The sequence below is a fragment of the Nostoc linckia z4 genome (assembly GCF_002608075.1).
GTDB lineage: Bacteria > Cyanobacteriota > Cyanobacteriia > Cyanobacteriales > Nostocaceae > Nostoc > Nostoc linckia.
The window spans coordinates 1-12,055 of the sequence record NZ_LAHA01000066.1 but is presented as its reverse complement, the minus strand read 5'-3'; the positions used below and the strand labels follow the sequence as shown (position 1 = coordinate 12,055).

Annotated in this window: 12 protein-coding genes; 7 read left to right on the top strand and 5 right to left on the bottom strand. The window is 42.2% G+C overall.

Annotation, left to right across the window (positions count from 1 at the left end; all coding sequences use genetic code 11):
* Positions 1-2: 2 nt before the first annotated feature.
* Together VF06_RS32630 and VF06_RS32625 are read right to left on the bottom strand one after the other, a co-directional pair.
* Positions 3-371 carry a response regulator transcription factor gene (locus tag VF06_RS32630; protein ID WP_099071596.1) on the bottom strand — a complete coding sequence of 123 codons (369 nt, stop codon included), beginning with the start codon at positions 369-371 and terminating at the stop codon, positions 3-5.
* A gap of 247 nt (positions 372-618) precedes the next feature.
* Positions 619-963 carry a hypothetical protein gene (locus tag VF06_RS32625; protein WP_099071595.1) on the bottom strand — a complete coding sequence of 115 codons (345 nt, stop codon included), beginning with the start codon at positions 961-963 and terminating at the stop codon, positions 619-621.
* 42 nt (positions 964-1,005) lie between these two features.
* Here VF06_RS32625 and VF06_RS32620 point away from each other — a divergent pair, with 42 nt between their 5' ends.
* A complete protein-coding gene (locus tag VF06_RS32620; RefSeq protein WP_099071594.1) occupies positions 1,006-1,626 on the top strand; it encodes a TMEM165/GDT1 family protein in 621 nt (206 codons plus the stop codon).
* Between the two features lie 197 nt (positions 1,627-1,823).
* Here the strand turns inward: VF06_RS32620 and VF06_RS32615 are convergent, their stop codons facing one another.
* A complete protein-coding gene (locus VF06_RS32615) occupies positions 1,824-2,717 on the bottom strand; it encodes a tetratricopeptide repeat protein (RefSeq protein ID WP_099071593.1) in 894 nt (297 codons plus the stop codon).
* A gap of 380 nt (positions 2,718-3,097) precedes the next feature.
* Here VF06_RS32615 and patR point away from each other — a divergent pair, with 380 nt between their 5' ends.
* Complete coding sequence (gene patR / locus VF06_RS32610; RefSeq protein ID WP_099071592.1) at positions 3,098-4,108, top strand: heterocyst master regulator PatR; 1,011 nt, start codon at positions 3,098-3,100, stop codon at positions 4,106-4,108.
* Between the two features lie 44 nt (positions 4,109-4,152).
* Complete coding sequence (locus VF06_RS41590) at positions 4,153-4,320, top strand: hypothetical protein (protein WP_180267578.1); 168 nt, start codon at positions 4,153-4,155, stop codon at positions 4,318-4,320.
* Here the strand turns inward: VF06_RS41590 and VF06_RS32605 are convergent.
* Positions 4,317-5,486 carry a homocysteine biosynthesis protein gene (locus tag VF06_RS32605; protein ID WP_099071591.1) on the bottom strand — a complete coding sequence of 390 codons (1,170 nt, stop codon included), beginning with the start codon at positions 5,484-5,486 and terminating at the stop codon, positions 4,317-4,319. The genes VF06_RS41590 and VF06_RS32605 overlap by 4 nt on opposite strands.
* Before the next feature lie 360 nt (positions 5,487-5,846).
* Here VF06_RS32605 and VF06_RS32600 point away from each other — a divergent pair, with 360 nt between their 5' ends.
* Positions 5,847-6,728 (top strand): DUF4231 domain-containing protein, encoded by an 882-nt coding sequence (locus tag VF06_RS32600; protein WP_099071590.1) that lies wholly within the window; start codon positions 5,847-5,849, stop codon positions 6,726-6,728.
* Between the two features lie 378 nt (positions 6,729-7,106).
* Here the strand turns inward: VF06_RS32600 and VF06_RS32595 are convergent, their stop codons facing one another.
* On the bottom strand, positions 7,107-8,252 hold the full coding sequence (locus VF06_RS32595) for an AI-2E family transporter (protein ID WP_099071589.1): 1,146 nt from the start codon (positions 8,250-8,252) through the stop codon (positions 7,107-7,109).
* Between the two features lie 254 nt (positions 8,253-8,506).
* Here VF06_RS32595 and VF06_RS43555 point away from each other — a divergent pair, with 254 nt between their 5' ends.
* From VF06_RS43555 to ftsH, 3 genes are all read left to right on the top strand, one after another.
* Complete coding sequence (locus VF06_RS43555) at positions 8,507-8,680, top strand: hypothetical protein (RefSeq protein ID WP_180267579.1); 174 nt, start codon at positions 8,507-8,509, stop codon at positions 8,678-8,680.
* Between the two features lie 342 nt (positions 8,681-9,022).
* On the top strand, positions 9,023-9,691 hold the full coding sequence (locus tag VF06_RS32585; RefSeq protein WP_099071587.1) for a DUF1614 domain-containing protein: 669 nt from the start codon (positions 9,023-9,025) through the stop codon (positions 9,689-9,691).
* 187 nt (positions 9,692-9,878) lie between these two features.
* A complete protein-coding gene (ftsH, locus tag VF06_RS32580; protein WP_099071586.1) occupies positions 9,879-11,813 on the top strand; it encodes an ATP-dependent zinc metalloprotease FtsH in 1,935 nt (644 codons plus the stop codon).
* Positions 11,814-12,055 lie beyond the last annotated feature (242 nt).

Genomic DNA, 12,055 nt, shown 5'->3' with positions numbered 1-12,055 from the left:
AGCTACTCCTCAGAAGGGTTATGCAACACTGCTTTAATACGTGCTAATAGTTCGCGGGTGTTGAAGGGTTTAGTAACATAATCATCTGCACCTGCTTCTAAACCCCAAATTTTATCCATATCCTGATCCTTGGCTGTAAGCATGACAATAGGTACATTAGAAAATGCCCGAATTCGCCAGCAAACTTCCATACCATCGACTTCTGGTAACATTAAATCAAGCAAAATTACATCTGGAACTTGCTTGTGAAACTGTTTGATAGCACTATGCCCATCAGCTGCTGTAGTCACTGTGTAACCTTCTCTTTGCAGAGTATAGGTAAGACTATCACGCAGAGGAGCTTCATCATCTACAAGTAAAATGTGTGCCATTTTTGTATAAAACTAATCTCATTTTTTTTATAATTATAATTTATCTAAAAAACTATTTATCAAGTAAATCCTAAGAAATTTTAATTCAGAGCTAGTAACTATAGTAGGGCGAACGCATCTTATTTACTAATAAAAACTAAGAAAGATTTCAAAATGATATAGATAATTGTAAAAATTGAGTAACTACAATAAATAAATAAATAAATAAATTATTTGGGTTAAAGCGTTGACGGTTCACAGTCAACAGTCAACAGTCAACAATAGCAATGAATATTTTTTTACTTGGAAGTCCCTTATCTAACCATTTCTTATGGAAACTGCCATATCTTACCAAAAGGCGCATTCCCAAATTTTCTTTTAAAACTGGGATGAGCTTAACTCCCAGTTTGACTTGTACCTGGAATAGACCTATAATTGCGATCGCAATAGAAGGGGAGTAGCTGCTGGCGCAAAAATTAACAGCCAGTACATCTGAATCAACATACTGGCGATGAGCCTGGTTCAGGTGGCAAATAATTAAAACATTTGAAAGCGAGACCTTCACTAAGTTCACACCGCAGAGTGTAAGCTTGGTGAAGTTTTTCGCTTTCATCAAGCTTCACATCGGTCAACGATTCTTTAGGAGCTTGAGAGAGTGTTAACAGCTTTTACCGCAGGTTTGTTATTAATTACAGTTTCAGAACTAGGCGATAAAACATTTTTTATTGCTGTGATTTTGGCAATGCATCACTCGCGGCGGCTGGTATTTACAGGTGTGGTAGCTGCTTTAGCCGCAATGACAATACTTTCAGTGGTATTTGGACAGGCGGCATCTTTATTGCCGAAAATTTATATCCATTATGCTGAAATAACTTTGTTTATTGCCTTTGGGATCAAACTGTTGTACGACGCTAGTAAGATGCCTACCTCTGCTTGTGACACTGAAGTTGTAGAAGAGGCCGAAGCTGCGGTAAAACAAGCAGATTCACAGTTACCAAAGCGAAAAACTCCCCTAGCAATTTTAATAGAGGCCTTTGTATTAACCTTCATGGCAGAGTGGGGCGATCGCACTCAAATTGCCACCATAGCTTTAGCAGCCGGGAATAATCCAATTGGAGTGACCATAGGTGCAATTTTGGGACATGCGATTTGTGCAGCGATCGCCGTTCTCGGTGGCAAAATGATTGCCGGTCGCATTTCAGAACGTCAACTCACCTTAATTGGCGGATGCCTGTTTTTCATCTTTGGTATCGTTGCTGCCGTTGAAGGAGTGTAAGGGGAGTAAGGAGGTAGAGGAAAAGGTGAGCCAGCGCGGTCTTGGGGGTTTCCCCCATGAGCGACTGGCGTTAGCGTCAGCGTTAGCGACGAAGGAGCGTCACCCCGAAGGGGTTAAAAAGTAAAGGGAAAAGAGATCGATTTAACCTTTCCCCCTTCCCCTTTCCCCATTCCCCCAATCCTAATGCCCCATACCCATCACTTCGGTTTACTTTCCGCTGGAGGTGCGCTAGATGAAGTGGGATTGGGTATCAGAGGAGCTGTTGCAGCTTTGTTAATTTCGTCTTTGTATTGAGCGGGTGCTAAAGCTGCGGCGCGATCGAATAAAGGTTTTGCCTCTTGGTTTTTGCCCTGTTGCTTGAGAAGCATTGCTTTTGCCACAACTGGGCGAAAATCTTTCGGATCTTTTTTAATTGCCTGGTCATATGCAGAAGCGGCTTGCGTGTAGCGTTTCTGGGAAGCGTGAACAGAACCTAACAGCACTTGCACGGCCACAGTGTCGATGCTTCCTGGTTGATTTGTATTTGCTTGGGCGGCATCGGTGAGAGTATCTTGCAACAAGCCAATGGCTGCTTCGGGGCGTTGCTGGCTGAGTAACAGAGCCACCATTCCTTGTAAAGCCTTCAAATCACCGGGTTTGGTGTCTAAAACCGAGCGATAAGCTTGGGCGGCTCCTTCGCGATCGCCTATTTGCTGTTTGGCTTGAGCCAGCAGTACTGAATATTCTGATTGTTCGGGATTGAGTTTAGCAAGCTTTTCTAGAGGTTCAATCACAACTTGGATATCAGATGGTTTGACCTCACTTTTTTCCTTTTGGCTGAGTAGTTTTAGCCGCGCCTCTAATAAGCCTTTGAGCGCAGTCTGATTTTCTGGTTCCCTTTGCAAAACCAGCTCGTATCCCCTTACTTGGTCTTCCAGTTTTGATTTTTGCTGGGAGTCAGTTAAATTGCCTCCAGTGCTAGCGGTATTCTGGCTAGAGAATGGCGTATTATTAAATGCTCCCAATAAAGGAATCACCGAAACACCAACAAAAGCGAGAATTGCCAGCACCAGAATAACTTGAACTATCCAGCGATTGCGCGGTTGAGACACAGTTTTGTCTTTCTCCTGAATTCTAATGACATTATCATTTACACAAATCCTAAAGTTAAAAATTTCCAAAACTTTACGGAATACCGCTCATAGTCTGTGAATTTTATAACAATTAACTATCCACACTGCTAAAGTAAGTGATGACTTTAGGAGGAGCCGTCAGAATTGTAGCTGTGATATGCTTCCGAAACTAGTGTCTGGAACGCTAGATTAGACTTTTAGTGTTTACACACTAAATTTAACGCCTTTAGGATTGTGTAGAGTACTCTAGTGTGACTTTGTAAAAAGTAAATATACTTTCTTTACTCCACACAAACGCTCTTTTCAGCTGCCTTTTTTTAATCCCACAATGGGATGTGTCTGTGCCGCAAGGAGTTTTTATGAATTCCGACCTGATGCCATTGCCCGAATCTTCCAATTCTTCTGCCTCTAACCAGGGAAAAAATACCATAGAGGTAGCCGCTAATGTTATTGATACAACAGCAAACCAGTCCTCTAAAGTTGAAAATTCGCCTGTTAACCCCACTGAAACTGACTCAAATGGGAACTTAGTGAATCGACAGCAACCGATTCCGCCTCCCAGCGAGCCGATGCAATATCGAGCCATTGGCTTAGTCCGGGGTCGTTATCTTGCTAGCAGCGAACAATTTACCCAAGGTACGCTGCTGACTACAGATGGTGTAGAACTCAATGCCGTCCTGCTAGGGCGGATTATGAGCCTAGTCAAGAATCACTTAGACTTAGACAAAGAACATTTGTGGGTGGTATATCCACGTACAAGACAAGAAAATGATACTTTGCACATCCAAATTGTTGGAGTTTGGGAGCCAGAAAATCTGGCCAAAAACTTGATAATTGAGGATGAGCCAGACTCCGAGTCACAAGAAGTAGAAACACCAGATGATGGCTTATCCGAAAACTCTGAACTCAACACAATACCCCTAATACCCTCATCAGAAATTACAGATGGTGGTTTTTCTGTGCGCGGTGAGGTAGTATACCAGTCTTTTGACGCTAAGAGCTTGGTAGTCAAAATTAAACAAGCGCCACGCAAACCAACAGACAAACCCAAATATTTTAAGTTGAAATTAAGGGGTGTGCTAACCACCAAAGCAGTGGGGAAATTCTGGGATTTCCAAGCCAAGCGAGAAGCTGATGTTTTAGTGGTAGAAAAAGGCGAGGCGATCGCTGATTTACCGAAAAAACGCAAACCAGGATTTAAAGGAGGCCCCCGTGGTGGTAGGAAACCATTCCCTCCCAGACGTGGTAGTGAAACTCCCCGTCCCATCAAGAAAGGAAGTGCAGGTGGCGATACTCCTGTAATTTCCAAGCCCATACCTAAAACAGCCACTCCTAAGCCCATCAAGCGGCCGAAACCACCGCAGGAGTAGGGGATTGGGCTGGGAAGGGGCTGGGGAGCTGGGGAGCTGGGGAGATGGGGAGCTGGGGAGATGAGGGGATAGGGAAGTGTGGGGAGTGTGGGGAGTGTGGGGGGAAAGATTTCTTCCTCATCCTCCCACACCTCCCACCCCTCCCACACTTCCTGCTTGCCCAATGCCCAATGCCCAATGCCCAATGCCCAATGCCCAATGCCCAAGTTTAAAAATCCGTCCAACGATCTTGGGGGAGGAAAGAACGCTCCATTGGAATTGGAGAAACCGGTTCTGTAAGGGTAAATTTACCTGCTTCAATCCACTGTTTTAGCTCTAGGGCAACTTGCCTGGAAAAAAATAAACTTGCTAAGGGGGCAGAGCGTACCGCTTTGCCCTCTATGCTAATCCGCCCGGATTTGAGTTGGGCGTAACTCACTAAACCAAAGGTGGGACGGACGCGGCGGGGAATGGAAAAGTCTACTATTGGGGCTACTAAGTCTCGATCTTGCACCGCACAGTGTTCTACTACTTGTTCGTTCAATACGGGAAGCGGTACGCCAACGCCTAACATCAATGAAGGCCCGTAACTTTTGAAGTAACAACCCCGCACCCAATGAGCATTCATTTGCTTGGCATCGCCAATTAAAGCTAAAGTGGCGGCAGGGCCAATGGGTGTGCGATTCGCTAAACGTTTTTGTAAGGGAAAATGCTGAGTCCCTTCCCAAGCGACATAGCCAACACCACCACCTAAAAAAATTCTTGTACCAATACCGATAAGTTGTAAATCCGGGTCGTTGAGTAACGGGGAAATTGCACCGGGATTAGAGTAAACAGCATTCCCCAAACGCGGTTGTAAAGGCCCCAAATAAGTGAAAAGTGGGCGATCGCCACCATTCACACCAACGATAAAATTTTGATAAAGATTACGCGGATTAAATAAATAAAATTGATTAATTGTTTCGCTGGTAATTGTAGTTTCAAATGTTGCTCTGGGGTAACAATCTGTTACTTGTCCTTGCGCTCTCACGTGTATCGGCTTACCAGCGATTAAGTCTTCGATGACATGACCACCACCACGTTCTCGGACTTCTTCACCATCCATCACTTCTACAGCACAGCTGGCACCCAAATATAAATCTACTGCCCCAAAACCAGAGTAAGCTGGAACGCCATCTAACCAACAACGGCGAATTTTGATTGGGGGGTCAGTGTGTCCCAGGTTGATAATTGCACCACTTGATTCCATTGGCTCAAAAGTGCCAGTGGTAATGACATCAACTTCTTTCGCAGTTTTAGTAACACCGATTTCTAGAACTCGTGCTTTTAATTCTTCGGTTGTCAACACTACCGCACGTTGGCGGCTGATTTTGTCGTTAATTTCAGCAATTGTTCGCATTTTATTGGTGCTAGCGCCTTTTATTGTCTTCTTTTATAAATGACAGATGACATGATTTCTTCTTGAAATAGTTATAAAATTCAAGTTTTTTCCGGCGCAAGTCGGCTAAAATCCATAAAGTCATTGGCAGCGATCGCACGCATAACCTCCACAACACCGTAATTAGTAGGGATGAAGGGTTGTTCGCCTTTAGAATTATCAGCATTCGCAACCTAAGTATCCTTCCTGAGGCATATTCCCAATAGCCGTAAAATTAATACAACAAGACTCTTGCTTTATCAATCAAATGTATGTATGGTTAGGATTGAGTACAGCACAAGTTTACTAAATTTTACACCTTGATCAACTGAGTAAGAGGCAATGACCACTTCTGAATTAACTAATTTTGAGAATAAAAACCAAAGTCAAATTTCTGATACATTTCAAAATTTATCCTCTTCAACAGAAGAAAAAAAATTGTTTACCTTCAAGGTAATTGAGTATTTATTACTGGCAATTTTCGTTTCTTCTATTCTGTTTATTAATTTTTATTCAACTGATAAAACAGTTGTTATTTATGGAACAATCTCTCTAACTGTTTTGTTTTTTTTGTTATTAATCAATCGACAAGTATTTCAGGATTCTAAAAAGTCGGTGGAAAAGTCCGAACTAGCTAGAAAAGCTGAACTATATACTTACCTATTGGCTAATAATACTTCCTGGAGCCAAAACACTCTGAGTTTAGCTAGAAAAAAAGCTTTACAATACTCTCAAGACTTAATTGATGATTATAAAAGAGTTAAGACAGTATCGAGGAACCTTTACTACATTTTGCAAATAGCAACAGTGATTTTGTCAGGGGTGACACCAATTTTAGTTCTGGTAGATAAATTAGAATCAGGACAACCTTGGCTGAAGTGGCTCCCCGTTCTTTGTCCGGCTCTTGCTTCCATACTCGCCAGTATTGTTACCTCTTTTCCTTTTCAAAAGAATTCCATTGCTGCTAACACAGCCGTTGAATTGTTAGAGGCTGAACAAGAAAAATTTATATTGGGAGTAACTCAGCCCTATCGTTGCTATGATGTAGCTGACGAAATTCAACAGCAACAAAAAGCAAGTCAGGCATTAGAATACTTTATTGTTCAAGTGAATAACATTCACCTCAACCAAGTGCAACAAGCGTCTGAAACTCAAGCAGACAAAACAGAATCGACTTCATCGAACGAATCGAGTAAAGAGTCAGCTAATGAAACAATAAAGTGATGAATTACTCTTATGTAATAAATCAGTTAGCTATTCTCCCTTGTGATTCTTACCAACAGAATTTATCGATTTCGCTCTAAAACTTGAAATTCCCGATTGTTTAAAAGTCGGGAATTTTTTTATTTAGAAATACAGCGTTTTTCTGGTATGAAAAGGCACTGGTGACTGATGAGTTATTATTAAACCTGTTGCAATCAATTGCTTTTTGCTCTCTTGTGGGAAAAGGGAATCATGTTAAAGGGGAAAGGTAAAATCCCAAACCTTTACCCTTCTGCTTTTCCCGACTTTTGCAATAAGTCTATTCTCCCTTACCCCCTACCTTATATTTTAAAGTGAAATGGTATTACCCATACCTCACAAAGTTACAATCTGCTGTAACTATTCATCTTGAGGTAAAGCTTTATCGACAGCTTCTTCTCCATCGTTATCTGGGGTTTCTGTTGACCAAGGATCGTCTACTTGAGGAAATTTAGAACTGATGACAAACTCAGTTTCTTGTGGATGATGTCCCCATTCATCTAAAACATCTTTAATCAAAACTTCTTGTACCCAAATTTTAGCGACAACGGTTAAGGGTAATGCTAAGAATAATCCTAAAAATCCAAAAAAAGTGACGAAAAATAATTGAGAAATTAAGGTGACAGCTGGTAACAATGAAACTTGATGCGCCATAACAATGGGGGTAATGAAATTACTCTCCACCTGTTGAATAATAAAGTAGAGAATCAAAACAGCGATCGCTTTCCAAGGTTCGTCTAACAAAGCGATGGCCATTGCTGGTACTACACTCAGTGTCGGGCCGAGGTTGGGAATTAGATTTAAAAATCCAGCCAAAACCCCTAAAGCTAGTGCTGCTTTGATACCCAAAACAGATAAGCCAACTACACTCATTAATCCCACTACACCCATAGCAATCAGAGCGCCTGTTACCCACCCCCCCAAAGAAATTTCGCATTTATTTAAAATTCCCTCCACTCGTCGCCGATAAAATGAAGGAAAAAGCCGCACAAAAACTTTGCGGTAAGCTACAGGGTCGGCTAACAGCATTCCTGTTAAAACTAGCACTAGTAAAACTTTGACAAGCACTTCCAAGGAACCAGAGACAAAAGCAAAGGAATTTCCCACTAGCCGATTTACAAAAGGCTGTGCTTGTTGGATGAGACTGTTGATATCTGGAACGTAGGGAACCAACTCACTAGGGATGCGGGTTCTAAGTGCATCTAGCCAAGTATTAAAGCGCTGAAATCCTTGGGGAACCCGATAAGTTAATTCTTGAAACTGCTGTGCAAAAGGTGGCACAATTAGCCAGAAAAAACCCACAATTACTGCAAAAAAGATAGCGACTGACAACACCACAGCGAGTCCGCGCTTCATACCTGAACGTTGGAAGCGTTTTGCTAGCCGATTTAAAGTGGTGGCTAAGACAACTGCGGCAAACATCAGTAATAATACTTCTCGAATTTGCCACAAAATGTATAAAGAAAGAACGATCGCAATTAAACCGATCCATTGACCGAGGTTCACAGGCTGACTCCCAACACTTGGCGAGATGCAATTTTCTTGTAATTCAGCTAGGTTAGCTGATTTCCATCACTCGTGCCTAGATATAGGCTTCAGATAGTAAGGGACTGGTGATTGGGGAGATTGGGGAGATGGGGGAGATGGGGGAGATGGGGGAGAATAATAACTCATCAGTCATCACTCCCCAGTCATCAGTCTCAGTCATCAGTCCTCTGCCATCACCGAATATTTTTCACAACCAAAGAAGTTAACTTTGTTTGTATGCTTGGAATCGCCACAGGAGAGCGATCGCCACGACGGCGATGGGTAATAAAACTATAATTAAGGCATTAGTTGTTGTTGCCGAAATTGATAAATATGGAGCAACGTACTTAATTAACGCCGATATCAAAGCCGAAATTAGAAATAATTTGACAAGGAATCCTGATTGATTTTGCATAACAGTACGGTAATACACATTTTTCTGTTGGGTGTACGCGAATTTAAACTCTACTATCTAGTTTCTAAAATAGAAATCAATAGAAAAGCTGTAGTGCATCTAACGCAGCATAAATTTTTGTGTTGAATGTTGACTGTTGACAGTTAACTGTTAACAAACTTCATGAGTAACTGTACAATTTTCCAGCGTCATAGCTGACTAAAGAGATAAAAATCTTTATTACCTAAATTTTTCACTCATAACAGCCAATATTCCCAATTTGTTGGATTCATCTATATACCTTATTGAAATGTGTTTTTGTTTGATATGACACAGTTATAAATTTTCTCATCTTATGATTTACCTACCAGTTTCATTACTGCTATTTCTTTTATTGTTACTATTACTACCATTCATTTGGTTTGTTGTAACAGTAGATGTGGTGGAAATCGCAGTGGCTAAGCTGGGATTTTCTCCCAACATCGCTTTTTTATTGCTGGTACTAGTAATTTTCACAAGCACTATCAATATACCCCTATACCGTGTAGTCGCTCCAGTTCATCTAGCAGATGATTTTGCAACACTATGGTTAAAAGAATTTTGGGGTATTCCTTTAAGGAAAGTTGAGCGTTCCACGGTGATAGCGCTAAATGTCGGTGGAGGCTTAATTCCTGTGTTGTTGGCATTGTACCAATTTGCTCGCGCAAATGCTGTTGCAATTTTGCTAGTCACTGCCATAGTTACCGTTGTTAGCTATTATGCAGCGCGGGTAGTGCCAGGAATAGGTATTCAAATGAATCCGTTATTGGCTCCTTTGACTGCTGCTTTGTCTGCAATGTTAATCGCTGTACCTCATGCTGCTCCCGTAGCCTTTGCTGGTGGAGTATTGGGAACCTTAATTGGTGCTGATTTGTTACATCTCAAAGACATTCAATCTATGAGTGCAGGAGTACTCAGCATTGGTGGTGCTGGGGTATTTGATGGCATTGCTTTATGTGGATTATTTGCTTTGTTACTAAGTTAGTGAGGAGTTAGAAGTTAAGAGTTAGGAGTTAGAAATTCAAAGTGAAAACTCATAACTCATTATTTGCTTTGTTACTAAGTTAGTGAGGAGTTATAAGTTAAGAGTTAGGAGTTAGAAATTCAAAGTGAAAACTCATAACTCAACACTCATAACTCAACACTTGTAACTTAATTGAGGGTACATCAAAATGCCTGTTGAAACTAATAATAAAAAGCAGATGAAATCGCCCAAATCTGGGCAGTTCAGTGGCAGTTTCTTAATTCTACTAACCCTATTGTTAGTGTTGAATTTTATTCTTCCCAGTTTTTTGATATCAAAATCGCCGCAGATTCCCTACAGCACATTTTTGGCTGAAGTAGAAGCGGGGAAGGTGGATCGAGCGATTGTGAGTAGCGATCGCATTGAATATACCATTAAAACTCAAACTCCCGATGGCAAATTCAAAGAACAAGGGTTCGTCACTACACCAGTAGGTATGGATTTAGATTTGCCAAAACTTCTCCGCGAACATCATGTGCAATTTGCAGCACCACCGCCAAACCAAAATGCGTGGATTGCTACTTTACTCAGTTGGATTGCACCACCGTTAATTTTCTTTGGGATTTGGGGCTTTTTAATGAGTCGCCAAGGAGGGCCAGCTGCACTAACGGTGGGTAAAAGTAAAGCTAGGATTTATTCGGAAGGTAGCACTGGCGTAAAATTTACTGATGTGGCTGGTGTAGATGAAGCCAAGACAGAATTAGAAGAAATTGTTGATTTTCTGAAAAACGCTGGTAAATACACCGCACTAGGGGCCAAAATTCCCAAAGGTGTGCTGTTGGTGGGGCCTCCGGGTACTGGTAAAACATTACTAGCAAAAGCGATCGCTGGTGAAGCTGCTGTTCCTTTCTTTAGTATTTCTGGTTCCGAATTTATTGAACTGTTTGTTGGTGTTGGTGCAGCACGCGTCCGCGATTTGTTTGAACAAGCCAAAGAACAAGCTCCCTGTATTGTGTTTATCGACGAGTTAGACGCACTCGGTAAATCTCGCGGTGGTGCTGGGCCAATTATGGGGGGTAATGACGAACGGGAACAAACCCTCAATCAGTTACTCAGCGAAATGGATGGCTTTGACGCCAACACAGGGGTAATTATCATCGCCGCCACCAACCGTCCAGAAATTCTCGATCCGGCTTTACGCCGTCCTGGTCGATTTGACCGTCAAGTTGTAGTCGATCGCCCTGATAAAATTGGTCGAGAAGCAATTCTCAAAGTCCACGCCAGAAACGTCAAATTAGCTGATGATGTCGATTTAAATACCATCGCCATTAGGACTCCTGGCTTTGCTGGCGCAGATTTAGCCAACCTTGTAAATGAAGCCGCACTGTTAGCCGCAAGGCGAAATAGTCAAGCCGTAACAATGGCAGATTTTAACGAAGGTATCGAACGTTTGGTGGCTGGCTTAGAAAAACGCTCCCGCGTCTTGAATGAAACCGAGAAAAAGACCGTAGCTTATCACGAAGTTGGTCATGCTATCATCGGTACTTTGATGCCTGGTGCTGGTAAAGTCGAAAAAATCTCCGTGGTTCCCCGTGGTGTCGGTGCTTTGGGTTATACAATTCAGATGCCAGAAGAAGACCGTTTCTTAATGCTGGAAGACGAAATCCGCGGTCGTATCGCCACTCTTCTAGGTGGACGTTCTGCCGAAGAAATCGTTTTCGGCAAAGTCTCCACTGGCGCTGCTGACGACATCCAAAAAGCCACTGAGTTAGCCGAACGCGCCATTACTCTTTACGGAATGAGCGATAAACTGGGGCCAGTGGCCTTTGAGAAAATTCAACAGCAATTTCTCGAAAGTTATACCAACCCACGCCGTGCTATTAGTCCCAAGGTGGCTGAAGAAATTGACCGAGAAGTCAAGCAAACCTTGGATAATGCCCACCACATCGCTTTGACTATTTTGCAATATAACCGCGAGTTATTAGAGCGAACCGCACAACAACTCTTGCAAAAAGAAATTTTGGAAGGCTTGGAATTGCGCGAATATATTAGTCAAGCGAAAGTACCCACAGAAGTAGAACAATGGTTGCGTACAGGCAAAGTATCCCAGGACAAACCATTATTGCAAACACTGTTGGTTTAGGGAACTCCAAAAAATGAACAGCAGTATGTGGTTGTTGAGTGATGAGTGATGAGTGATGAGTGATGAGTGGTGAGTTATTATTCTCCTGTGCCCCCGTACAGGCAAAGTATCCCAGGACAAACCATTATTGCAAACACTGTTGGTTTAGGGAACTCCAAAAAATGAACAGCAGTATGTGGTTGTTGAGTGATGAGTGATGAGTGATGAGTGATGAGTGGTGAGTTATTATTCTCCTGTGCCCC